This window comes from Leisingera sp. M523 (genome assembly GCF_025141335.1).
GTDB lineage: Bacteria > Pseudomonadota > Alphaproteobacteria > Rhodobacterales > Rhodobacteraceae > Leisingera.
In genome coordinates, this window is the sequence record NZ_CP081036.1 from 361,546 (window position 1) to 385,438 (window position 23,893).

Consider the following 23,893-nt stretch of genomic DNA (forward strand, 5'->3'; position numbering starts at 1 on the left):
TATTGAGCAAAAGCAGTGTCTTAAAAGTTATCTCAAGCTCAACAACAGAGCTTGCCAACATCATTCACAGGAGACGAAAATGACCAAAGACCTCAAGAACACGGTGGAACTTTTCGGGTTTGTTGCAACTGGCCTCGCCGTCATCGGAGCAATGGTTGTCGCTTCGCTGGCATGAGTTCTTCCGCGGAGTGTACCAGCACTGAAATTCCAAAACATATCTTTTGAAAGCCGGCCTAACCGCCGGCTTTCATCGTTTTGGAGAAACAAGTTTTGGCACGAACGAGCCAAACTTACACTTAAGCCTTAGACTAAGGCAGAGTTCGGTCACGAGCTGCCAATTTCTCCGCCCGCCGGGGGAAAACAGATTATGCTGGCAGCCGCCGCCCCCAAAGCATCCTATGCTGAATCCCGGCCGAGAAGAGCAGAAAACGCCGGGCAGAACAGGCCTCAATAAAGAAACAGTCAGTCCTGATTGTTAGTTGAGGAAGACCATGCTCGAACACCAAACCCGCTTCTCCGCTCTCGAAGAGAAAATCAAGAAGGCAGGCCTGGACGCCTTTCTGATTTCGACGAAAGACAGCATCTTTTACTTCACTGGTTTCCGCTACGAACCCTTTGAACGGCCTTTCTTCATTATCGTCCGTCCGGGTAACCAACCGGTCTTTCTGACACCCCGGATCGAAGCCGAAAACATGGCGACCATCGCTGTGCCGCACCAGATCGTCGAATATATCGACTACCCCGCACCGGCCGGCGGCAACTACATAGAAGCGCTGCAATCTGTGTTGCCTGCCGATGAAAACATTGGCGTCGAAATGTCGATCACCGGTGAATTGCTGGTGGCGCTGTCCAGCTGGTCGCCTCAGGTCCTGCCTTATGTCGAACAGCTCCGCATGGTCAAAAGCCCTTACGAGGTTGCTGCCATCCGTAAGGCGGCGAAGTATTCGGACCGTGGCCTGAAGCTAGCGATGGATTTGGCCTGCCACGGTGGCCGCATCGCGGACACGGACAAGGCAAACAGCCTGTTGCGAGAGGAAATCGCGCAACAAGAAGGGTATCTAGACCCCTATATTTCAAACATCTGGCAGGGCATTTGGTCCGCACCCTTCAGTGCCCAGCCGCACCGTTTCCCAGAGCCCTCGGACACGCTGATTGAGGGCCCCAACGTCGGCCTCTCCTTTCTGCGTGTGAACGGCTATTCCGCGGAAACTGAACGCACTTTCTTTGTGACCTCTCCCCGCAAAGAAGATGCTGAGGTCTTCAACACCATGGTCGAAGCCGGAAAGATTGGCTTCGCAGCTTTGCGCCCAGGCGTCAGCTGCCACGAAGTCGACCACAAGGTGATGGAGTTTCTTCGCGCTGAGGGCTTTGGGAACAATCTCCTGCATCGCACAGGCCATGGGATCGGCATGGGAGGTCACGAAGGCCCCTGGGTTGCCGAAGGCAGTGACGACGTCCTGCAGGAGAACATGGTGATCAGCATCGAGCCAGGCATCTACTGGCGCGGCCAGGGCGGGTTCCGCCACTCGGACACCGTTCTGATCACCAATGACGGCTACGAGATGTTGACCGACATGCCCCATGACATTGCCTCAATGACACTGGGCAGCTGACGTCCAAATCAAAACCAAACCAACAAGGAGAACCCAAATGAAACACATGCTTCTCGCAAGCGTGGCGGCACTTTCGTTCGCTGTCACCGGCGCCGCAGTAAATGCGGCTGATGTCACCCTGAACCTTTCCAACGAGTATTCGGCCACTTCTATCCATGGGGTTGGCGATGCGCGCTTTGCCTCATTGGTCGCCGAAAAGACCGGCGGGTCCGTCGAGGTCGTAGTCCATTACGGCGGTGCCTTGGGCTACAAGTCGGCTGATCACTTTGACGCCGTCGGCGAGGGAGCCCTGGAAATCGCCGACACCTACGGCGGCGCGCTTGGCGGCATTGATCCGCTGTTCCTGATCTCTTCGCTGCCTTTCTACGTGACCACAGTGGAAGAGGCCGAATTGCTCTACAAGGTGGCTGAACCCGAGTTCAAAAAGGTCTTTGAAGAAAACGACCAGATCCTGCTCTACGCCTCTCCCTGGCCGCCGTCAGGCATCTGGGCCACTGATGCGAAGAACTCGACCGATGCATTGGCGGGACTGAAAATCCGCACCTATGACAAAAACGGCACCACTGCTCTGAACGAACTGGGCGCAGCCGCGGTTCGCTTGTCCTGGGCCGACGTTGTTCCTTCGATCTCGACCGGCGCAATTGATGCGGTCCTGACATCTGCCGAGGGCGGGGTTTCAGGCAGCTTCTGGGAACACTTCACCACCTTCACCGAGATCTACAACTATGCGATCCCCCTGAATTTCGTCCACATCTCGAAAAGCACTTTCGATGGTCTCAGCGCAGAGCAGCAGGTTGCTGTCCTCGAGGCAGCCGCCGAAACCCGTGATCAGAACTGGGCTGCGATCCCGGATCGTCTTGCCGCAACCTACGGTCAGCTGGCTGAAAACAAAGTGTCTGTGGTCACATCGGACGACGACACCTACCGGACCGCCCTGCAAGCCGCCGGCAAAGCTGCACTGAACGATTGGCTGGAGACCACCGGCGCCCGGGGGCAAGCCCTGATCGACGCCTTCAATGCAGCGAAAGCTCAATAACACCCCACAAGTCGGTGGCGTCTCCTGAAGCCACCGACGATCCCGGAGAATACCATGCGACTTCTTCTGCGTGCGATTGATGCTGTGTCCTATTCCGCCCTGATTTGCGCGGCTGCCATTCTCATATACGCCGTTTCACACATCCTCCTGGAAACCGTCATGAGGACTTTGTTCGATACCTCGACCCACGTCCTGGATGAGTTCATTGGCTTTGCGGTTCTGTCGATCACCTTCTTATCGCTGTCCTGGACACTGCGGGACGGAGGCATGATCCAGGTAAACTTGCTTACACTCAGGCTCCCGCGCAGAATTAAGCAAGCGGTCGAATTCATCGTGGCTGCCTGCGCAACTGGTCTGGGGGCCTACTTCTGCACATTCCTGTGGCGCAACTTGATCAAGAACTGGAAGCGCGGCGCAGTCAGCGAAAGCGTGGCCGAAGTCCCATTGTGGATACCGGATGCCATTGTCTTTGCGGGCGCTTGCCTGCTGGTGCTGCAGTTATCGGCCCTTGCTATCCGCCCATTCATTCCAAAGACACAGGAGGGCTAATCATGGACCCCGTTACAACAGCACTCGCCGTTTTCATTCTGATGCTCGCTGTTTTGGCGACTGGTATGTGGGTATTTCTTGCTCTCGCCACCGCTGCGGCAGTTTCGCTGTTCGCCTTCATGGGTTTCCCGCCTGACAAGATCGGAGCGATTGCCAGCCGGATCATTGTGCGAAGCGCCTCCTCCTGGGAACTTGCCGCTGTTCCAATGTTCATCTGGATGGGAGAAATCATGTTCCGGACGGATATTTCCGAACGGCTCTACAAAGGTCTCTCTCCGCTCGTATCAAAAATTCCTGGAGGGTTGCTGCATACCAATGTTTTGGGATCAGCTCTCTTTGCCGCCGTTTCCGGGTCCAGCGCGGCGACGACTGCCACTGTCGGCCGGATCACCACAAATGAACTGAACCAACGCGGGTATTCCCAAAGCCTCGCGCTCGGCTCCCTTGCCGGAGCCGGCAGCCTTGGGCTTCTCATTCCCCCATCCATTGTCCTGATCATCTACGGAGTTCTGGCCGAGGTTTCAATTGCAAAGCTTTTCATCGCTGGTGTGGTTCCCGGCCTCATGATCGCAGCATTTTATGCGGCCTATCTGGCCGCAAGATGCGCAATTACACCAGCACTTGCACCCAAGGACACAATCAGCAAGGAAGACGCCCGGCCAAGTGCTATTCTGGGCAACCTTGCTCCGGTTTTTGGCCTTATCCTTGTGGTTATTGGGTCAATCTACACCGGATGGGCCACGCCGTCCGAAGCAGCAGCCATCGGTGTCTTTGCCGCGCTCTGTTTCGCGGCATTCAGCCGGCAATTGTCGCGCGCCATGCTGGCGGAGTCGCTGATCAACGCGCTCAAAACCTCCTGCATGGTCTGTTCAATCCTGATGTGCGCAGCCTTTCTGTCGTCCGCCATCGGCTACATGCACATCCCGCGCAATATCGCCGTAGCGATCGATGCTCTGAACCTGTCCCCTTATGTGCTGATTGCTTCTCTGGCGATCTTCTACATTTTGCTCGGGTTTTTCCTGGATGGCATTTCGATCATCGTGATGAGCCTGCCGATCACTTTGCCTGTCGTCGTCGCCGCTGGGTTCGACCCGATCTGGTACGGTATTTTTCTGGTTATCATGATCGAGCTGGGCCAGATGACACCGCCTGTTGGATTTAATCTGTTTGTCATTCAGGGCTTCTCCGGTGTTCCGATCCACAAGGTGGCGGTCTATGCGATACCTTTCTTCCTTTTGATGTGTTTCGCCGTACTGCTGATGGTCGTCTTTCCGCAAATTGCGCTTTGGCTTCCAGCCTATCTGGCAGGCTAAGACATGACGGCATCCAGCAAGCCACGGCGCACACAGGCCGAAAGATCCGCGGCGACCCAGGCCCGGATATTGGAAGCAGCACAGTTCCTGATCGTTGATCGGGGACTGGCGCATACGTCAACACAAGACATCGCCCGCCAGGCCAACGTGTCGCGGGGAGCGATGCTGCACCATTTCCCATCACGCAAGGACCTCATTCAGGCGGCCTATGCTGAGATGCTTTGCCGCGAGGCGGATCTGCTGCGCAGTTTCACCCGGACACTGCAACCTGGCCAGAACCGCCTGAAAGCCCTGACCGAATACATCTGGGAAAGATACCAAAGCGGAATCTTTCAGGTGTCCATGGATTACCTGTCCGAAGCCCGCGTGAATGAGACAGAACTGGCCTATGTCGCTGCAGAATCCCAAAAATTCAACGAGGCGCTCAATGACGTCTGGCACGTCGAACTCGCGGCGTTCGGCTGTAGCGCAGACATACGGCAAGCCATGATGAATGAATTCATGTGCCTCGTTCGCGGCATGGCATTCCAAAGCCAATGGCGCGATGACCCGCCATACTTTCAGAATATGCTGCAAAACTGGCTTCTCAGAGCACGATCCACTTTAATTCCGGCAAAGTCAGTCAGGTAGGTGCAGCATAAAATGCTGTCAAAGGAAAAACGACGGCCGAAAATGCCGTTCCCGGCTGCAAAACGCACTTTCCTTCCGGCAGTTTCCCTTACCCTCGATTGAAAGCTCATACGGGAAAGAAACCGATGCGATCCAACTCTCTTATCGAAAAAGACCGGGCCCACTATTTCCATCCTGTGGTTCCAATCCGCGCCCACGAAAAACGGGGTGTTACTGTTATGCAATCGGGGAAGGGTGTCTTCCTGACTGACACCGAGGGCAATGAACTGCTCGACGGCTTTGCAGGTCTGTGGTGCGTCAACGCAGGATACGGCCACGAGAATGTAGTTGCCGCTGCCACTGAGCAAATGCAGCGCTTGCCCTATGCAACTGGGTATTTCCACTTTGGCAGCGAGCCGGCAATTGAATTGGCGGCCAAGCTCGCCGAGTTGTCTCCTGGCGATCTGGACCATGTGTTCTTCACCCTGGGCGGTTCGGATGCGGTGGATACCGTGATCCGCATGGTGCGCTACTACTTCAACGCCCGCGGCGAAAGCTCCAAGAAGCACTTCATTGCACTGGAGAAGGGCTACCACGGCTCCAGTTCGAACGGTGCTGGACTGACTGCTCTGCCGGTCTTTCACGACAAGTTCGATCTGCCGATGCAATGGCAGCACCACATTGCATCGCCCTATCCGTATCGCAACGAAGCAATCTCAGATGAGGAAATCATCGCGCAGGGCGTCGCCAACCTGAAAGCCAAGGTTGCAGAGCTTGGCGCTGAAAACACTGCTGCGTTCATCATGGAACTGGTCCAGGGTTCAGGTGGTGTGATCGTACCGCCGGAAGGGTATGCCAAAGCGATGCAGGACACCTGCCGCGAACTGGGCATCCTGTTCATTGTGGATGAGGTCATCACAGGCTTTGGCCGGACCGGGCCGATGTTTGGCTGCGAGCACGAAGGGCTGACGCCTGATTTCCTGACAACCGCCAAAGGCCTGACCTCGGGCTATGCGCCTATGGGTGCGGTGTTTGTTTCGGATGGTATCTATCAGACCATTGCTGATGCCGCGCCGGAAGGCGTGCCGTTTGGGCATGGTTTCACCTATTCGGGGCATCCTGTCAGCGCAGCTGTCGCTCTCGAGGTCATCAAGCTTTACGAGGGCGGTATGATCGAAAACTCGAAGAAGGTTGGCGCCTACTTCGAGGCACAGCTGAAAACCCTGCTGGACCATCCGCTGGTGGGTGATGTCCGGGCCAAGGGACTGCTGGCAGCTGTGGAAATCGTAACTGACAAATCCACCAAGGCGAAACCTGCCAAGGAAATGAACGTTGCCGCCCGCCTCGCCAAAGCCGGGTACGAGAACGGCGTCATTTTCCGCGCATTTGCGGATGACGTGATCGGCCTTGCCCCGCCCATCTGCATCACTGAGACTGAGGTGGATCTGCTGATAACCCGTCTCCGTGCGACCCTGAACACCCTTCTGGATCTGAAAGGATAAGACATGAAACTGAGTGATTTCAAAGCACTGACCTTTGACGTCTATGGCACCTTGCTCGACTGGGAAACCGGCATGGTCACCGGGTTGAAACCCCTGACAGACCGGGTGAGCCGCAGCCTGTCGCGCGACGACATTCTTGAAGCGCATGCCTTTTACGAAAGCACAACGCAGCGCTATACGCCGTCGAAGAAATACTACGAGCTGCTGCCCGTAGTGTACCGCCGCCTGGCTGAGGAATGGAACGTTGAGGTAACCTGGGAGGAATGCGAAGCCTATGGCCGTTCCGCACGTCACTGGCCCGCGTTCGACGACACAATCGAGGCGCTGACCTACCTGAAGAAACACTTCAAACTGGTGGTGCTGACCAACACTGACAACCTCACCTTCTCGGGCGCCAACACCCGCCTTGGTGTGCATTTCGACGGCGTCTACACCGCCGAGGATGTGGGCAGCTATAAGCCGTTCGACCGTAACTTCGACTACATGATCGAAATGATGGCGCGTCAGGGCATTCAGAAGCATGAAATTCTGCACACCGCTGAAAGCATGTTCCACGACCACGCACCGGCCAACAAATACGGGCTGTCAAATTGCTGGATCTACCGCCGCCACGACAAGTCGGGCTTTGGCGCCACCATGAACCCTGGCGAAATGCCGAAATATGACTTCCAATTCAACAGCATGATGGACATGGCAAAGGCCCATCAGGCAGAGTTGGCGAGCTAAGCAACGGGAGGAAAGAATATGGTGGGGACGCCGAAGCTCGACCGGATCGACATCAATATTCTTTCCACCCTGCAGACGCAGGGCAACATAACCAACGTGAATCTGGCGGAGGCTGTGGGTTTGTCCCCCAGCCCCTGCCTGCAAAGGGTAAAGCGGCTTGAGAAAGCGGGCTACATCCAGAATTACCGGGCCGTTATCAACCTCAAGAAACTGGCTGAACACGTAACGGTTTTCACCGAAGTCACACTTGCAGACCACCGCCGCAAGGACTTCGTGCGGTTCGAAAACGAAATCCGAAAGCATGACAATGTGGTGGATTGCTACTTGCTAAGCGGCGGGTACGACTACTTGTTGAAGTTTGTCGCGCGCGGTGTGTCCCAGTATCAGGAGATCATGGAGGATCTTCTGGAGCGGAACCTCGGCATCGATAAGTATTTCTCCTATATCGTGATTAAGCCGGTTGTAGAAAAGCACAGCGTGCCGATCCAGGATCTGGTCGACCGCGACTAAGGTGCGGCACAAAATGTTGAAGCCGGGCCAATCGCGGCACAGGATGCTACCGGACTGGCAAATTCAAGATTTCCCCTCGCGCAAACCCGATAGGATTTTCCTAACTGCTGGAGTTGGAAATTATGAACCTTCAAGATATCTCTCTGTTTCGTCAGCAAAACCTGGTGGCGGGCGAATGGATCAACGCCGACAACGGCGCGACGATCGAAGTCGACAACCCCTCAACACTTTCTGTTGTCGGCACTGTGCCGAACTGCGGTTCCGACGAAACGGATCGCGCAATTGCCGCCGCCGAGGCTTGCTTTGCGACCTTCCGCAAAACCACTGCAGCACATCGTGGCGCGCTGCTGGAGAAGTGGTTCGACCTGATTATGGAATCTCAGGATGACCTGGCTACGCTCATGACCCTGGAGCAGGGCAAACCTTTCGCAGAAGCCAAAGGCGAAATCGCCTATGCCGCGTCTTTCGTGAAATGGTTCGCCGAGGAGGGTAAGCGCGTCTATGGCGAAACCATCCCCAGCCCGGTTCAGGACCGCCGCATCATTGTGCAGAAACAGCCCGTCGGCGTCTGCGCCATCATCACGCCTTGGAATTTCCCAGCGGCGATGATCACCCGGAAAATCGCTCCGGCGCTGGCTGCAGGCTGCCCGGTTGTCATCAAACCTTCGGAGTTCACGCCATTCACTGCCCTCGCACTCGGCGTGCTGGCGGAACGCGCGGGCTTTCCGTCCGGGGCGGTCAACATTGTCACAGGGGACCCTGCTGGTGTCGGTGGAGCACTGACCGGCAGCCCTGCGGTGCGCAAGCTGTCTTTCACCGGCTCCACCCGTGTGGGCAAACTGCTTATGGAGCAATGCGCGGGCACCATGAAACGCCTCAGCCTGGAGCTGGGCGGCAACGCTCCTTTCATCATCTTCGACGATGCCGATCTGGATCTTGCTGTCGAAGGTGTCATGGCCTCGAAGTTCCGCAATGCGGGGCAAACTTGCGTCTGCGCCAACCGCATCTTTGTTCAGGCCGGTGTCTATGATGCCTTCGCTGAGAAGCTGGCAGCCGTTGTTGGAAACATGAAGTTGGGCGACGGGTTTGAAGACGGTGTGGAAATTGGTCCCATGATCAACGACGCTGCCATTGCCAAGATCAAGTCACATCTGGACGATGCCACTGCCAAGGGTGGAACCGTCATTGTTGGCGGCACCCAGGATGACAGCAGCAAGCGCTTCATCAGACCGGCGGTTGTCACCGGTGTGACCACCGATATGATCGTGGCGGACGAAGAGACCTTTGGCCCCGTCGCGCCGCTCTTCAAGTTCGAATCCGAGGAGGAAGCGCTTGCAGCGGCCAATGCCACGCCTTACGGGCTGGCAGCCTATTTCTACACCAACGATCTGACCCGCACATTCCGTGTCAGCGAAGAGCTGGAAACTGGCATGATCGGTATCAATGTGGGCGGCTTCGCCACTGAAGTCGCGCCCTTCGGCGGCATCAAGGAAAGCGGTCTGGGCCGTGAAGGTGCGCGTCAGGGTATCGATGAATACCTGGAAGTCAAAACCCTGCATATCGGCGGCATCGCGTAAGGAATCCCGGCTATGACAAAAACATATCGTATCGCAGCCATCCCCGGAGACGGGATCGGCAAAGAGGTTCTGCCGGTCGGTCAGCGCGTCATTGACCTTGTGGCGCAAAAGCACAACTTCACTGTGGACTGGACCGAATTTGACTGGTCCTGCGAACGCTATCACGACACGGGCCGTATGATGCCCGAAGACGGCATCGAGCAGATGAAGGCGTTTGACAGCATCTATCTGGGGGCTGTCGGCTTCCCCGGCGTTCCAGATCACGTGTCGCTTTGGGGTCTGCTGATCCCGCTGCGCCGCGAATTGGATCAGTATGCCAATGTCCGTCCCGTGCGCCTGTTGAAGGGCATTAACTCGCCCTTGGCAGGGCGTGGCGCTGATGACATTGACATGATCATCGTGCGCGAAAACGTCGAAGGGGAATACTCCGAGATCGGCGGGCGCGTCTATCAAGGCACGGAACACGAGGCCGCCATTCAGGAAAGCATCCTGACCCGACGCGGCACGGACCGGATCATGGACTATGCGTTCAACGTGGCCAAAACCCGCAAGCGCAAACATGTGTCTTCGGCCACCAAGTCGAATGGCATCATTCACACCATGCCGTTCTGGGACGAGCGTTTTGCCGCCGCCGCCGAGCGTCATCCGGGTATCGGTACGGCCCAGTTCCATATCGACATCATGACCGCGAATTTTGTCCTGCATCCGGATTGGTTTGACGTGGTTGTGGCCTCGAACCTCTTTGGCGACATCCTGTCCGACCTGGGACCCGCGGTTGCTGGCTCAATCGGTATCGCGCCCTCGGCCAACATCAACCCGGAGGGCAAGTATCCCTCGATGTTTGAACCGGTCCATGGCTCGGCGCCTGATATCGCAGGCAAAGGCGTCGCCAACCCGGTTGCTGCTGTCTGGACCGCTGCCATGATGCTGGAGCATCTGGGCGAGCCCGGGGCTGCCGCAGAAATCGAACGCGCAATCGAATCCTCGCTGGAGCGCGCCGACACTAAAACCCGCGACCTCGGCGGTACCGCCGATACTGTAGGGTCGGAAGCCGCCATTCTGGCCGCACTGTCGTAAGGAACAATGACATGAACAAAGCAGAGATCGTCTATGACGACTTCGCCAAGGTGGAAATGCGCCTGGGCAAGATCGTCGAGGTCAAGGATTTCACCCGCGCGCGCAACCCCTCCTACAAGGTCCGCGTTGATTTTGGTGAGCTAGGCCGGCGCTGGTCCAGCGCTCAGATCAAAAACTACTCCGAAGAAGAGCTGCTTGGACGGCCCGTCGTTTGCGTGGTGAACATGCCGCCACGCAACATTGCCGGTTTCAAATCTGAAGTTCTGGTCATGGGAGTCCCGAACGAGGCTGGCGAGACTATCCTGCTGCAACCCTCGCATGATGCGGTTTTGGGAAGCGAAGTCTTCTGATGTCAGCCCGGCACACAGGACTGGGTGCTTTGGCCATTCTGTCCTGGGGCACATTGGGGGTTCTTGGAGCCTTTTCAGCCTCCCTGCCGCCCTATCTGGTCCTGACGTTCTGTTTTGCGATCGCGGCGGGCATGGGGCTTGCAATTTGTGCTGCAACAGGCCGGAAGCCAGTGCGTCTGCTGGACCGGCGCACCATCCTGTTTGCCGGGCTTTTGACAGCTTACCACTTGTCATATCTGGAAGCTTTCCATCACGCAGATCCCATCCCGGTATCGCTGATCAACTACCTCTGGCCAGCTTGCCTGATCATTCTTGGCAACTTGTTCTTCCAGCTGCGCAGCGGGTTCCCGGGTTACCTTGGAGCCGCGCTTGGCTTTGCCGGTGTGCTGGTCCTGATCGGCAAAGATGGGTTTGCGCTCCAGCTGTCTGAGACCTTCGGGTACGGTCTTGCCTTTGTTGGAGCAATTCTCTGGGCGCTGTTCTCAAACCTGCGCCGCCATGATCAGTCAGACGCTATCTCTGCTATGACGACAATCTGCTTTGCGTCGTCTCTGATTTGCGGCCTTTGGTGGATTACAAAGGGTGCGAACCTGCCGACGCTGACCGCCTCGGATGTTTGGGTCATCACCGCGCTGGGTTTGGGCCCTGCCGGAGGTGCGTTCTTTCTCTGGGATCTGGGAATGCGCCAAGGTCACGCTGCTCTGCTTGGTGTCCTGGGATACTCAGCCCCCGTTTTCTCCACCATGCTCATGCTTGTACTTGGCTTAGGCCAACCAGGCTGGGAAGTCTTCGCCGCGATAGCCTTTATCACTTTGGGTGGTATCGTCGTTCACTCCGGATCAAAAGGCCCGACGAAGGGCGTGGCTAATGCTGAAACAAGGTAGAAGGAAAATGGAACGACGTCCGCTGTTGCCTCTGAACAAGCCGCTCGTCTCACGCAGATCGAAAATGCTGCTTTTTTGGAGCTTTTGCGTTTTCGTTCTGATTTCTGTGGGCACCGCAGTTGTGCTTATCTGAGATTACCCACTGACTGCCGCTCGGATTTCTGCGGTTTGCTGAAAGCTAACAACGCTGCAGCGCGGTTAGTCGAAGCTGCCGTTACTGCTCAATGCAGCGAACATCCGTTTCCTGCTCTTCTAGTGGGTTGCCGTAGACAAAAGTGCAGTTTCCCGTCATCGAGGCAGTTTGCAGCGAAAATTCACTTTGTCCCGCGTTGTGGACCCTCGGTCACAGTACACAGAAATACCGCTATCGACGCTGATCCTCGGGGGAGAGGCAACTTCTCTGACGAGAAAGGCAAAACTATCTGGTGCTTTTCAATGAAGATTTGGTGGAGCCTAGGAGGATCGAACTCCTGACCTCCTGCATGCCATGCAGGCGCTCTCCCAGCTGAGCTAAGGCCCCAAACCTGTCCGCTTTCCAGTGTCCGTTCCGTCTCCGGTGCGGTCCGTCTTGCGGTGTGAGCGTCATTTAAGGGACGGCGGCGCAGGCTGCAAGCGTAAAATGCGCCGGGTTCCAAACTTTTTTCCGGCATTGCCGGAGGGCTGCCCGGGGAAGGCGAGGCGCTTCCCCGGGCAGCTGGAAATGCCTTAGGAATCGTCCTCGGGGGTCGACATGTCGGCAATCTCGTCCAGCGGAACGTTGTCCTCGTCATCGTCATCGTCCAGGACATCATCGCCCAGATCAACATCGACGTCATCATCATCTTCCAGAACCGGGCTATCGCCTTCGAGGTTCTCTTTGGCCTTCAGGGTTGCCGCATCTTCGGCATCAGCCTCGATCATCCGGGTTTTGCCGGTGTCCAACGCGACGGCCTCGCCCGTGTAGGGGCTGACGATCGGGTTCTTGTTCAGGTCATAAAAGCGCTTGCCAGTGGTGGGGCAGATGCGCTTTACACCCCATTCTTCCTTGGGCATGTGGATCCCCTTGATTAACTGGTGAGTCGTATCGACGATTCAGGTGCCTTGCCATATGAGGGGGGGACTGTCAAAGCCAAAGCCTGGAAAGGGGCGCCTATGGCCGAACACCACCTGCCCGGAAACCCGCCGGTGCCGCTGACGCTGCGGCGGTCGGCGCGGGCGCGGCGGATCAGCCTGCGGATTTCCTCGCTGGACGGGCGGGTGACACTGACCTTGCCCAAAAGCCTGCCGGAACGGGCGGCACTGGCCTTTGCCGAGGAAAAGGCGGATTGGATCCGGTCGCATCTGGAAAAGCATCCCGAGGCGGTGGAAGCGGGGTTTGGCACGGTGTTGCCGGTTGATGGCCAGAACCGGGTGGTTGAGCGCGCGCCAGGGCGGCGCATCCAGCTGGATGCGGGCCGTATTGCGGTGCCGGGGGACAGTCCGGGGCGGGTCTTGCAGCGTTACCTGAAGGAGCTGGCGCGCAACCGGCTGGCCGAGGCGTCGGATTTCTATGCCGCCCGGCTGGGCAAGGGCTACAGCCGCCTGACCTTGCGCGATACCCGGTCGCGCTGGGGGTCTTGCACCGCCGATGGCGGGCTGATGTATTCCTGGCGGCTGATCCTGGCGCCGCCCGCAGTGCTGCGTTATGTCGCCGCCCACGAGGTGGCGCATTTGCAGGAGATGAACCATTCGTCTGCCTTCTGGGCGGTGGTGGAACGCCTCTATGGCCAATACGAGCCGCCGCGCGGCTGGCTGCGCGAAAACGGCGCCGGCCTGCACCGGTACCGGTTCGGCGAATAGCGGCAAGGCTTTGACCCTGCGGATGCGCGGGCTAACCTCTTGGCAGGTACCTGTTTCCAGTTTCCCCGGTTCTTGAGGCTTGCCCGTGTCAGACAAACCGCAACGACGCCTTGCCGCCATTTTTGTGCTGGATGTCTCCGGCTTCAGCCGCTTGATGGCCGAAGATGAGGCCGGAACGCTGAACCAGGTTCTGGCGCAGCAGCAAAGCTTGATTGCCCCGGCGATCCGCAGCCATGAGGGCCGGATCATCAAGCTGATGGGCGACGGGGTGCTGGCGGTTTTTCCCAGCGTGATCTCGGCGGTAGAGGCGGCAGCCGGGATCCAGGCCGCCGCCGCCCGCAACCGGCATCTGCAGCTTCGGATCGGTATCACTCTGGGTGAAGTGCTGATTGCCCAGGGCGATATCTATGGCGACGATGTCAATATCGCCGCCCGGCTTGAGGCTTTGGCACCGCTTGGCGGGGTGGCCCTGTCGGCCGAAGCATATGGCCAGGTGCGGGGCCGTATTCCTTATGCGTTCGAGGACCTGGGTCTGCATGAGGTCAAGAACATTCCCGAGCCAGTGCAGGTCTATGTGCTCGGCGACGAGCTGACCTCGCTGCCCAGTCTGCACCCGGTGGCGGCACCAAAGGAAGCGGTCCAGGCAGCTTCGCCACCGCGCTGGCGGGCAGGGCGGCCTGTGTGGCTGGCACTGGCTGCGTTTACGGTCCTGGCTGCGGCGGGCGGCGGCTGGTGGGCCGCGGGCATGCCGGGTCTGCAAGGGGCGGGGCAGGCGGCCAGCGGGGCGGAGCAGACGCGGCCGCTGGTTGCGGTGATGCCCTTTACGGCGGCCTCGGCATCTCCTGAACTGGCGCAGGCGCTCACCGGCGAGGTGATCCGCGCGCTTGCCGCGGTTCCCGGCCTGGCAGTGGTGGCCCCGGCCAGCAGCAGGGCGGCGGCCGGACTGCCGCCGGACCAGGCGGCGAAACTGCTGGGAACAGAGTTCCTGGTCAGCGGCCACTTGCCTGCTGCTCCGTTACAGGGGATCCGGCTGGATATCCGCAGCCCGTCCGGACAGGCAGCCCTGCCGCCCCGCCCGCAATCCAGCCTGTCCGGGCTGGCACCTGCGGTGGCGGCAGACATTCTCGGCGCCTTCAGTCTGCCAGTGGGCAGGGTTGCGGCGGCGCCGGTTCCGGATCAGGCGCTGATGCAGCTGCTAGCGGCACGCAGCGAGTTGGCGGCTGGACGGCAGCAAGAGGCCAGGCAAGCGGTGCATCAGACCTTGCAACTCGCCCCTGGGCTGGCAGAGGCACTTGTGCTGCAGGCAGAGCTTGACCTGGATATTCTGACCGGCCCGCTGGCCGGCCTGCCGCAGCGCGCGGCATCGGCTGCGCGGCTGCTCGAGGGGCTGCCCGAAACACCCGGAACCTTGCGCATCCGCGCCCTTGCAGCGCAGTTCAGCGGTGCGCCGGACGCCGCCTTGACCCATGCGCAGGCGTTGGAGCGCTCTTTCCCGAACGATGCAGATGGCCATCTGCTGCGGGCCTGGCTCTTGCAGGTGGAGGGGCAGGGTGCCGCCGCCGAGGCCGCCTATGCCACTGCTTTGCGGCTCAACCCGGTGCCATCTGCGCTTTATCACAGCCTGCGCGCGTCGATGCTGTTTGATGCGGGGCAAGAGGCGGCTGCCGTTGACACTGCCAGTGCGGCGCTGGCGCTGGACCCCCAGGCGCAGCTGGCCCAGGCGGTGCGCTGCGCGGGATTGGCCACGCTTGGCCGCTTTGAAGAGGCTGGCAGCGCCTGCGCCCAGCTGCAGGCCGCAGGGCTGACACTGGATCAGGCAGCGGGCGCCTTTCCCTATGGTGCCGGGGCCGGGCCCGGCAGTGCGCTGCAACGGCTGCGCACCGGGTTCAGCCTGGCAGGGATGCCTGGCCGCCCCTGACCTGCTGCCCCGGACCTGGGGGCCGTGATCTGCGCCTGTTTCCGCTGGCCGTGATCACACGCGCGGATCTGTCCGCTTGACCGCGGCGCAATTTGTGATCACTTGAGGGGATGAACCTGACTGCCCGCTCTCCCCAGGACGCTGCCGCCCCGGCCCACGACCGCGTCTACCGCGCTTTGCGCACCCGTATCATGCATGGTGAAATCACCCCCGGTGCCGCGCTGACGCTGCGCGGTATCGGCCGCGAGTTCGGCGTCTCGATGACGCCTGCGCGCGAGGCTGTGCGGCGGCTGGCCGCCGAGGGCGCGCTGTTCCTGTCCTCTTCGGGGCGGGTATCAACGCCAGAACTGACAAATGAACGGATTGAAGAACTGGCGGCCCTGCGCGCGCTGCTGGAGGTGGAGCTGTCCAGCCGTGCCTTGCCGCGCGCGCATATGGCCCTGATCGACCGGCTGCAGATGATCAATGGAACGGTGGCCGAAATGGTCACCAAGCGTGACGCGGTCGGCTATATCCGTACCAATCTGGAGTTCCACCGCACCCTGTATCTGCGCGCCCAGGCGCCGGCCATGCTGGCAATGGCCGAGACCGTCTGGCTGCAGCTGGGCCCCACCATGCGGGCACTTTACGGCCGGTTGCGCCGCACCGATCCGCCGCAAAACCACCGCCTGATCATCGCGGCGCTGAAGGCCGGGGATGAACCGGGCTTGCGTTTGGCAGTGCGCTCTGACGTGACCCAGGGTCTGCGGCTCCTGGCCGGGTAGCTCTGTATCCCAATCCTGCTGCCATGTACGGGGGCGGAGGCACTCCCGCCTGTTCGGGTCAATTTGGATATTGCCCTCACAGTTGGGCGTGGCCCGGCGCCATGGCGCCGGGCCACGCCCAAGGCTGCCAGCGGCACTGGCAAAGCCGGTGCCGCGCGGGCACGGGAGGGTCTGTGTGAACCGAAGTTGCCAAGTTCTGAATGTCCTCTGTGGGTGGCTCCTGCATTGCAAGACATTTTTGGGTGGTTTCAGCGGCGTTTTGGTCAGTACAGTCGTCTGTCCGGCCTGTTTTCGTGGCGGTCTGCCACTGGCCCTGATGATTTCCGCAAGCGAGGTTCCAATCGGCTCTACGGCCTCATTGTGCCACGGACATTCCCGGAGTTTCCTGGCTCTTGGTTGACTTGATTCCGCATCATCACGTCATTTGCCTTGCATCTCTGGCAGGTTGTCCGGTCAAGCGACCGGCTACCGGTAGTCTTCCAGTCGCGTCAGCATTATCCAGATTGCACAAGCCGCCTTGTTCGCCATGGCAACGGACGCAAGCCGCGGATCATGTTCGCGGCCTGGGTTCTCTGACGGACAACAAGGTCGCGAGTGCGGTGGACTGCCAACAGGGCCTGCTGGTCCTCAGTCTTTATCCCGGAAAATCTCATCGCCGGGCGGCGCACAGCTTCGCAGATTGCCTCCGCATTGACTGCGTCCGTCTTTCCACGCTTCACATATGGCTTGACGTAAATCGCTGGCATCAAACGGACTTCGTGCCCCCGCTTGCGAAGTTGACGGCCCAATGATGAGCCGAGCCGCAGGCCTCCATGCCGGCTATGCATAACGGCAAGCTCTCAAAAAATGCCAGTAGTTTGGCGTGCTTTTTCTTGCGGTTGAAAACCTTATCTTGCGGTTGAAAACCTTGCGGCCCGTCTCGGAAATACCATGAACTTGAAAAACCTCCTTGGCCAGATCGAGACCTACGGTTTTAACTGTCATTGGATGGCTCCTTTCCTAGCAGTTCATGACAACTGCATTCTGGCGCGTCACGACGCCGGTGGAGCAGGAGCCATCCACTTCATCCGCTTTGCATTGAGGCTGTGCAAACCTCGCCCAGCCGCCTCAGAACCGGGTGATTACGGTGGCGCCTACGGATTGGAACCGGTCCATTTCCATCAGTGAAGCCACCGATTGCTCCAAGCTGATTTCCTGGCCGACCAGCCGGCCGGGTGCCAGCTTGCCGGATTGCACCATGTCCAGCATTGCACCATAGCGATGGGCCTGCATGCCGTGGCTGCCAAGGATCTCCAGTTCATCCGCGATCACCCGCGCCATCGGAACTTGCGGCGTGCTGTGATCCGCCAGCATCAGCCCCACCTGCACATGCTTGCCGCGCTTGCGCAGGCAATTGACCGAATTGAAGCAGGTGTCCGGGTGCCCCAGAGCGTCCAGCGACACATGCACCCCGCCGCGGGAGATCTCCCGCACCGCCTCCGCCGCATCTGCGACGGTGCTGGCATCGACCCCGGCAACCGCGCCCAGGCTGCGGGCCAGCGCCAGCTTCTCCCCGGATATATCGACAGCGATCACATTGGCGCCAAGTGCGGTGGCGATCATCACCGCGGACAGCCCAACGCCGCCGCAGCCATGCACCGCCACCCATTGCCCGCCTGAAACCCGGCCTTGATCCGCCACCGCGCGGAAGGATGTGGCAAAGCGGCAGCCAAGGCTGGCGGCAGTGGCAAACCCCATGGTTGCCGGCAGCGCTACCAGGTTCAAATCCGCATGATGGATGGATACATATTCGGCAAAAGATCCCCAATGGGTAAAGCCGGGCTGGAACTGGCTGTGGCAGACCTGCTGGTGGCCGGCGTGGCACTCCGGGCAGCTGCCGCAGCCGCCAACGAACGGCACCGTGACCCGGTCGCCGCGCCGCCATTTGCTGACATCTTTGCCAACCGCGGCAACCGTGCCTGCCAGCTCGTGGCCCGGCACATGCGGCAGGGTGATATCCGCATCATGCCCCATCCAGCCGTGCCAGTCGCTGCGGCACACGCCGGTTGCCTCAACCTTGATCACCACGCCGTGGGGCGCCGGAGACGGATCCGGCAGTGAAACCACTTCAGGTGCTTCACCAAAGCGTTCATAGAGCACAGCTTTCATCGGGACAGGTTCCTTTGACGTTTGCAAGAGATAAGGCTTTTTAGCAGGCAGCTGCCGGGGAGGGCATTTCTGATGCCTCTACAGTTTTGGAAAAGTCCGGCGTAGTCTTTCCGGAAATGCCACTATTGAGCAGGAGTCTTTCGCTGTGGAGCAGATTGACAAGATAGATGCCCGTATCCTGGATTGTCTTCAGCGCGATGGCAGGCTGTCCAATGCCAAGCTGGCGGAACGGCTGTCGCTCAGTGAAACGCCCTGCTGGCGGCGGTTGAAACGGCTGAGCGAGACCGGCGTGATCGAGGGGTACCAGGCGGTCCTGAACCGCCGGGCGCTAGGGTTCGGAGTGATGGCCTTTGTCCAGCTTACCTGCACCGAGCATGACGCGGCCACGACAGCAGACTTCCAGCGCGCCATCAAGGCCAGCCCGAATGTGCTGGCCTGCCACAATACCACCGGGGACGCGGATTTTCTGCTGCAGGTGGTGGCGCGCGACCTGGATGATTACAGCCGCTTCGTTGAAGCCGTGCTGCGCCGGCTGCCGGGGGTGTCGGGGATTAAGTCCAGCCTGTCCTTGAGGGAGCTGAAGTCGTCCAGTCATTTGCCGGTGAGCGATCTGCGGATTTGAACAGCGCTGACCTGTGCAGATGGCTCCCGGCGGGCGGCTCCCGCCTGCGCAGGCCTGCCTGTCAGGCAGACCCTTGCAGTTGGGCCGGCCCGGTGCCATGGCACCGGGCCGGGCCCAAGGCCGCCAGCGGCGGCGGCGTCAGCCGGCGGTGCGCGGGTGCGGGAGGGGTTCCGCCGCCTGCGCCCTTTTGATCCGGTGCGCCTGATCAGGCCCCGCTGCCGGTGTAGTAGGGTGAGTTCATTGCCCGGCTGGCCGCCTGGGTGACCGAGGCATCAAAGACCCGCGTGTAAAAGGCGCAGCCCAGTTCTGCCGCAGTTTCCGGGAACAGGTTCAGCGCAAAATCCAATGCAGTGTCCAGCGTGTCAAAGGCGTCGAACCCGCCCAGGGTCCGGGTCTGCAGCCCGCTCAGCCAAACCTTGTTCTGCAGACCCGGCAGCATTTTCAGCGCCGCGTTGCGCGCTTGCCAGGGGGCTTCTTCAAACGGCACCGACAGTTGCAGTTCGGTGTACACAAACGCCCCTGGAGCCGCAGCCCCGCTGTTGTAATGCGCCGCACCCATATCGCGGCTGGCCGTGGCGGTGGCCTCGGCGTCAAACACCCGCGTGTTGTGGGCGACGCCAAAACTGCGCGGCTCGCTCGGGAAATAGCCAGTCACAAAGCTGCGGGCGTTTTCAATGCTGTCAAAGGCATAAAAGCCGCCAATGGAGTTATTGCCATGGCCGGACAGCCAGGTCTTGTTCAGAAACCCTGGCTGCTGCCGGATAGAGGCGTTGATTTTTTGCAGCGGCACCTGGTCGAACGGGACCGAGATGGCGACTTCGGTATAGACAAAGGCTTTCGGGGTCATGGCAGTTTCCTGTGTTTTGGCAAGTGAAGGCAGCAGCATCGCCCCGGCTGAGGCTGCAAGCAGCTGGCGGCGGGACAGCCGGGATCGGTCGCGGAAGGCCGCGTTGTTTTGATTGTGGGTCATGTTGGTTCCGGTCTAATAGCTTGCGCTTTGCAAGTTAATAAGGGTTCGCATGATGGCTTGCGTTTTGCAAGTATAAAAACTACCAAGAGTTCATGACTGATAAGCACAGCAAATACGGGTCCGGCTGCCCGGTGGCCTATGCCCTTGATATCTTCGGCGACCGCTGGAGCCTTTTGGTGATCCGCGACATGGCGGTCAAAGGCGCGCGCACCTATGGCGAGCTGCTGAACGGTGGGGAGGGGATCTCAACCAACATCCTGGCGCAGCGGATGAAGCAGCTGGAAGAGGCGGGGATCCTGAGCAAAAGCAAGGATCCGCAGAACGGCCGCAGCTACATTTACACACTCACGCCAAAGGGCCGGGATCTGGCGCCGGTACTGGCAGATATCGCCCTGTGGAGCGCCAGATACAACAAAGCCGGCCATGCGATGACCGGCTTCAGTGACAAAGTGCAGGCGGACCGGGACGGCGTTATCACCCGGATCCGCGCAGGTAAGCTGCCTTAGGCCGCCAGCCCTTTGGAGCCGATGTCCAGGAACTTCTGGCGCCTGTCCTTGATCAGCTCGTCTGCGGTTTTACCCTTCAGCTCGTCCAGCATTTCCTGGATCGCGCCGCTGACCGACGCCATTGCCGCCTTGGCATCACGATGCGCGCCGCCCAGCGGTTCCGGGATGATCTGGTCATTGACACCCAGCTTCTGCAGGTCCTGTGCAGTCAAACGCAGCGCTTCTGCCGCTTCGCGCATCTTCTCGGCATCCTTCCACAGGATCGAGGCGCAGCCTTCAGGGCTGATCACCGAGTAAACCGAATGCTCCAGCATCGCCACCCGGTTGGCCGAGGCAAAGGCCACCGCACCGCCGGAGCCGCCTTCACCGATGATGACCGAGATCAGCGGCACGCCGATCTTCAGGCACATCTCGGTCGAACGCGCAATTGCTTCCGACTGGCCGCGTTCCTCGGCGCCTTTGCCGGGATAGGCGCCGGCCGTGTCGACCAAAGTGATCACCGGCAGCTTGAAGCGGCCGGCCATCTCCATCAGGCGGATCGCCTTGCGGTAGCCCTCGGGGCGGGCCATGCCGAAGTTGCGCTCAATCCGCGATTTGGTGTCAGAGCCTTTCTCATGGCCGATCACCACCACCGGCTGGTCGTTGAACCGGGCAAGGCCGCCCATCACGGCCAGATCGTCGGCAAAATTCCGGTCGCCGGCCAGCGGCGTGTATTCGGTGAACAGCGCCTTGATGTAATCCTGGCAATGGGGGCGGTCGGGGTGCCGTGCCACCTGGCATTTGCGCCAGGGCGTCAGCTCCTTGTAGAGGTCTTTCAGCAGCTGTGCGGCCTTGGCGTCCAGCGCCTTGGCCTCATCCGCCACGTCCATTTCCTCATTCGCGCGCGCCAGCGCCCGCAGCTCCTCCGCCTTGCCTTCGATTTCGGCCAGCGGTTTTTCGAATTCCAGATACTGGGTCATGTCGCCTCTGCTCAGCGGGTTTGCCGTTATATGGCCTTAGCAGCGCCAAGATGCAACTCAGCAAGATTTGTGATCTGCTGCCATGGCATGAGGGAAGAGCAGAGAGCGCAAGGGAGGCACCGCTTATGGCCGCCAGTTACGAAGACCGGATCCTGCGGGTTCTGGCCTATATCCACGGCAACACCGATGGCGATCTGTCGCTGGACAGGCTGGCCGATGTGGCGGCGATGTCGCGGTTTCACTGGCATCGCGTGTTCCGCGCTCTGACGGGCGAAACCTGCGCCCATGCGGTGCGCCGCATCCGGCTGCACCGCGCCGCGGGCTGGCTGGTGCAGGGGGACATGCCCATCGCGCAGGTTGCGGCCCGCGCCGGCTACCCCAATCAGAACAGCTTCTCCCGCGCGTTCTCTGACTCCTACGGCAGCAGCCCGGCGGCCTTCCGCCGGGCGGGTCAATTCCGGCTGCCGAACCCAACCCTCAGAACAGGAAGTTACCCGATGTATGACGTGATCACCCGCACCGACCCTGCCCGCCGCTTGGCCGGCTTGCCGCACAAGGGCGACTATATGGAAATCGGCAAAAGCTTTGAGGCTTTCGGCGCGATCTGCGAAAGCCGCGGGCTTTGGCCGCAGCTGGGCGCCGTCACCGGGGTCTATTTCGACAGCCCGGACGCGGTGCCCGAAGCAGATCTGCGCAGCTTTGCCGGGGCGGAGCTTACCGGCGGAGCACTGCCCGAAGGGATGGAAGAAGTCAGCCTCCCCGGCGGCAAAACTGCGGTGCTGACCTACAAGGGGCCGTATTCGGACCTGCATGCCGCCTATCACAGCCTGTTCGGCAATTGGCTGCCGCAATCGGGTGAAGAGCCGGCCGATCAGCCCTGCTATGAGATCTACCTCAACAATCCGCGCGACACCGCGCCCGAGGATCTGCTGACCGAAATCTGCCTGCCGCTGAAGTAGCTCTACGCCTGCAGCAGGATTGCCGCCAGAGACGCCAGCAGCAGCGCGGCCATGGTCCAGTTGAACGCGCGCAGCTGCGCGGGCCGGGTCAGCAGCCGCCGCAGCTGCTGGCCCAGCATTGTCCAGGTCGAGGCCGAAAAACAGCCGATCAGCAGGTAGGTTCCGGAGACCCACAGAATGGCACTCAGGTCGCGGCTGGCCGCATAAAGCGTGATTGCCCCCAGCGCCATCGCCCAGGCCTTGGGATTGACCCATTGAAAGGCGCAGGCCTGCACAAAGCTCAAAGGCCTGCCCTCGGCTGCCCCCTCCCGCGGCGGCGCGGCATTGGCGATCTTCCAGGCCAGCCACAGCATATAGGCCACTGACATCACCGTCATCACCGGGGTCAGCACCGGGAAGGCATCAAACAGATGCATCACCCCCAGCCCGACCGGCAGGATCATCAGCGGAAAGCCGACCGCCACTCCCAGCAAATGCGGAATCGTCCGGTGAAAGCCGAAATTGGCCCCCGAGGCCATCAGCATCAGATTGTTCGGGCCGGGCGTGAAGACCGTGCCAAAGACAAAACCGGCCAGTGCAAAGAGAAGTTCATAGGTCATGGGCAAGAAGATTGCGCAGTGATTGCCAAATGAAATTGCGTTTTGCAGCGTTTGCTGCGTAGTTTCACAATTAATGGCGAAGAATGATAAGATAAACCAGCGAATATTGCAGGAGCTCACCCGGGACGGCCGGATCAGCAACCTGGAACTGGCTGAGCGTGCGGGCCTTTCGCCCTCGGCCTGCCTGCGCCGGGTGCAGGAGCTGGAGCGCGCCGGCGTCATTACCGGTTACCGCGCCGTGCTGGACCGGCAAAAGCTTGGGATAGGCTTTGCCACCTATATCGGCGTCGGCCTGGGTGAGCACACCAAGGACGCACAGGAAGCTTTTGAACATGCCATGCAGGCCGCGCCCGAGGTGGTTGAATGCCACAACATCACCGGCACCATTGAATACCTCCTGCGCGTCGAATGCGCCGATCTGCCCAGTTACAAGAAATTCCATACTGATATCCTGGGCACGTCTCCTTATGTTACAGCAATCACCACCTATGTGGTTATGGGGTCGCCCAAAGACTTGCGGGCATGATCCCTTGCCGGCTTTGGATTTTGCGTATTTGTACAAAGGTGAAACAAAGAGCCACTTCATCTTTCTCCTAAATACTCACTGCGAAGCGCCTGCCGCAAAGACAGCGGCCAGGGGTGTTGCGTGACCTGCGCACGCCCCGTTTGCACGGTTTTGGGCGTTTCATGGCAGTCTTTCCCTCGATTGCAATCGCCCGCCGGGGCTTGGCTCTCCGGCAGATATGGAACACGGCTCCCGCCTGGCAGCGGGGTCATGCAGAGACAACGTTCAGCTTGCGGGCGGATACGCCCGTCCGCCTCCGCCTTATTGGCGGCGTCGCCAATCCTTAACCGCCACGCTGATACGGCACTGGAAACATGAT

24 protein-coding genes, 1 tRNA gene and 1 pseudogene are annotated in these 23,893 nt (G+C 59.8%); 19 read left to right on the plus strand and 7 right to left on the minus strand.

The genetic code is table 11. The annotated features are described in order from the left end of the window. Positions 1 to 491 precede the first annotated feature (491 nt). From K3557_RS01770 to K3557_RS01825, 12 genes are all read left to right on the plus strand, one after another. Positions 492 to 1,613 carry a Xaa-Pro peptidase family protein gene (locus K3557_RS01770; RefSeq protein ID WP_259997291.1) on the plus strand — a complete coding sequence of 374 codons (1,122 nt, stop codon included), beginning with the start codon at positions 492 to 494 and terminating at the stop codon, positions 1,611 to 1,613. A gap of 37 nt (positions 1,614 to 1,650) precedes the next feature. Then, a complete protein-coding gene (locus tag K3557_RS01775) occupies positions 1,651 to 2,649 on the plus strand; it encodes a TRAP transporter substrate-binding protein (RefSeq protein WP_259997293.1) in 999 nt (332 codons plus the stop codon). Between the two features lie 54 nt (positions 2,650 to 2,703). Continuing rightward, positions 2,704 to 3,198, plus strand: a complete 495-nt coding sequence (locus K3557_RS01780) for a TRAP transporter small permease (RefSeq protein ID WP_102914974.1) — start codon at positions 2,704 to 2,706, stop codon at positions 3,196 to 3,198. Between the two features lie 2 nt (positions 3,199 to 3,200). Next, on the plus strand, positions 3,201 to 4,511 hold the full coding sequence (locus tag K3557_RS01785) for a TRAP transporter large permease (RefSeq protein ID WP_259997297.1): 1,311 nt from the start codon (positions 3,201 to 3,203) through the stop codon (positions 4,509 to 4,511). Positions 4,512 to 4,514: 3 nt separating this feature from the next. Continuing rightward, the gene (locus K3557_RS01790) at positions 4,515 to 5,141 is read left to right on the plus strand and encodes a TetR/AcrR family transcriptional regulator (protein WP_076618343.1); all 627 of its coding nucleotides are present in this window, start codon (positions 4,515 to 4,517) and stop codon (positions 5,139 to 5,141) included. Positions 5,142 to 5,266: 125 nt separating this feature from the next. Then, a complete protein-coding gene (locus K3557_RS01795; RefSeq protein ID WP_259997299.1) occupies positions 5,267 to 6,622 on the plus strand; it encodes an aminotransferase class III-fold pyridoxal phosphate-dependent enzyme in 1,356 nt (451 codons plus the stop codon). Between the two features lie 3 nt (positions 6,623 to 6,625). Beyond that, complete coding sequence (locus K3557_RS01800) at positions 6,626 to 7,348, plus strand: haloacid dehalogenase type II (RefSeq protein WP_102848402.1); 723 nt, start codon at positions 6,626 to 6,628, stop codon at positions 7,346 to 7,348. A gap of 18 nt (positions 7,349 to 7,366) precedes the next feature. After that, entirely contained in the window at positions 7,367 to 7,858 is a 492-nt protein-coding gene (locus K3557_RS01805) for an Lrp/AsnC family transcriptional regulator (RefSeq protein ID WP_014873171.1), read from the plus strand. Between the two features lie 122 nt (positions 7,859 to 7,980). Further along, positions 7,981 to 9,435: an NAD-dependent succinate-semialdehyde dehydrogenase gene (locus K3557_RS01810; protein ID WP_259997300.1), complete on the plus strand. Its 1,455-nt coding sequence runs from the start codon at positions 7,981 to 7,983 to the stop codon at positions 9,433 to 9,435. A 12-nt stretch (positions 9,436 to 9,447) separates the two neighbouring features. Beyond that, positions 9,448 to 10,512, plus strand: coding sequence for a tartrate dehydrogenase (locus K3557_RS01815; protein WP_259997302.1), 1,065 nt, complete (start codon positions 9,448 to 9,450; stop codon positions 10,510 to 10,512). Positions 10,513 to 10,523: 11 nt separating this feature from the next. Next, positions 10,524 to 10,862 (plus strand): tRNA-binding protein, encoded by a 339-nt coding sequence (locus tag K3557_RS01820; RefSeq protein ID WP_259997304.1) that lies wholly within the window; start codon positions 10,524 to 10,526, stop codon positions 10,860 to 10,862. A gap of 29 nt (positions 10,863 to 10,891) precedes the next feature. Then, complete coding sequence (locus tag K3557_RS01825) at positions 10,892 to 11,746, plus strand: DMT family transporter (protein ID WP_259997306.1); 855 nt, start codon at positions 10,892 to 10,894, stop codon at positions 11,744 to 11,746. A gap of 444 nt (positions 11,747 to 12,190) precedes the next feature. On the opposite strand, the gene K3557_RS01830 is transcribed toward K3557_RS01825, so the two are convergent. Continuing rightward, positions 12,191 to 12,266: transfer RNA gene (locus K3557_RS01830), tRNA-Ala, on the minus strand. A gap of 185 nt (positions 12,267 to 12,451) precedes the next feature. Beyond that, entirely contained in the window at positions 12,452 to 12,778 is a 327-nt protein-coding gene (locus K3557_RS01835; protein ID WP_129369681.1) for a TIGR02300 family protein, read from the minus strand. A gap of 99 nt (positions 12,779 to 12,877) precedes the next feature. Between K3557_RS01835 and K3557_RS01840 the strand changes: the two genes are divergently transcribed. From K3557_RS01840 to K3557_RS01850, 3 genes are all read left to right on the plus strand, one after another. Beyond that, entirely contained in the window at positions 12,878 to 13,564 is a 687-nt protein-coding gene (locus tag K3557_RS01840; RefSeq protein ID WP_129369682.1) for a M48 family metallopeptidase, read from the plus strand. Between the two features lie 85 nt (positions 13,565 to 13,649). Next, positions 13,650 to 15,482: an adenylate/guanylate cyclase domain-containing protein gene (locus tag K3557_RS01845; protein ID WP_259997309.1), complete on the plus strand. Its 1,833-nt coding sequence runs from the start codon at positions 13,650 to 13,652 to the stop codon at positions 15,480 to 15,482. A gap of 110 nt (positions 15,483 to 15,592) precedes the next feature. Beyond that, positions 15,593 to 16,246 carry a GntR family transcriptional regulator gene (locus K3557_RS01850; protein ID WP_129369684.1) on the plus strand — a complete coding sequence of 218 codons (654 nt, stop codon included), beginning with the start codon at positions 15,593 to 15,595 and terminating at the stop codon, positions 16,244 to 16,246. 539 nt (positions 16,247 to 16,785) lie between these two features. On the opposite strand, the pseudogene K3557_RS01855 reads toward K3557_RS01850, so the two are convergent. Together K3557_RS01855 and K3557_RS01860 are read right to left on the minus strand one after the other, a co-directional pair. Then, positions 16,786 to 17,230 (minus strand): annotated as a pseudogene (locus K3557_RS01855) (IS110 family transposase); the annotation flags it as partial. 123 nt (positions 17,231 to 17,353) lie between these two features. Continuing rightward, entirely contained in the window at positions 17,354 to 18,394 is a 1,041-nt protein-coding gene (locus K3557_RS01860; protein ID WP_259997311.1) for a zinc-dependent alcohol dehydrogenase family protein, read from the minus strand. A 145-nt stretch (positions 18,395 to 18,539) separates the two neighbouring features. Here K3557_RS01860 and K3557_RS01865 point away from each other — a divergent pair, with 145 nt between their 5' ends. After that, the gene (locus K3557_RS01865) at positions 18,540 to 19,016 is read left to right on the plus strand and encodes an Lrp/AsnC family transcriptional regulator (protein WP_259997313.1); all 477 of its coding nucleotides are present in this window, start codon (positions 18,540 to 18,542) and stop codon (positions 19,014 to 19,016) included. A gap of 205 nt (positions 19,017 to 19,221) precedes the next feature. On the opposite strand, the gene K3557_RS01870 is transcribed toward K3557_RS01865, so the two are convergent. Next, entirely contained in the window at positions 19,222 to 19,986 is a 765-nt protein-coding gene (locus tag K3557_RS01870; protein WP_259997314.1) for a YdhR family protein, read from the minus strand. Positions 19,987 to 20,078: 92 nt separating this feature from the next. Between K3557_RS01870 and K3557_RS01875 the strand changes: the two genes are divergently transcribed. Further along, a complete protein-coding gene (locus K3557_RS01875; protein WP_129369688.1) occupies positions 20,079 to 20,492 on the plus strand; it encodes a helix-turn-helix domain-containing protein in 414 nt (137 codons plus the stop codon). Here the strand turns inward: K3557_RS01875 and K3557_RS01880 are convergent. Beyond that, positions 20,489 to 21,451, minus strand: coding sequence for an acetyl-CoA carboxylase carboxyltransferase subunit alpha (locus K3557_RS01880; RefSeq protein WP_259997317.1), 963 nt, complete (start codon positions 21,449 to 21,451; stop codon positions 20,489 to 20,491). The two genes, K3557_RS01875 and K3557_RS01880, sit on opposite strands and share 4 nt — an antisense overlap. 125 nt (positions 21,452 to 21,576) lie before the next feature. Between K3557_RS01880 and K3557_RS01885 the strand changes: the two genes are divergently transcribed. After that, entirely contained in the window at positions 21,577 to 22,410 is an 834-nt protein-coding gene (locus K3557_RS01885; RefSeq protein WP_259997319.1) for a GyrI-like domain-containing protein, read from the plus strand. Between the two features lie 2 nt (positions 22,411 to 22,412). Here the strand turns inward: K3557_RS01885 and K3557_RS01890 are convergent, their stop codons facing one another. Next, positions 22,413 to 23,009 (minus strand): LysE family translocator, encoded by a 597-nt coding sequence (locus K3557_RS01890; RefSeq protein WP_259987340.1) that lies wholly within the window; start codon positions 23,007 to 23,009, stop codon positions 22,413 to 22,415. A 73-nt stretch (positions 23,010 to 23,082) separates the two neighbouring features. Here K3557_RS01890 and K3557_RS01895 point away from each other — a divergent pair, with 73 nt between their 5' ends. Beyond that, positions 23,083 to 23,535: an Lrp/AsnC family transcriptional regulator gene (locus K3557_RS01895; protein WP_259987338.1), complete on the plus strand. Its 453-nt coding sequence runs from the start codon at positions 23,083 to 23,085 to the stop codon at positions 23,533 to 23,535. The last annotated feature ends 358 nt before the right edge of the window (positions 23,536 to 23,893 follow it).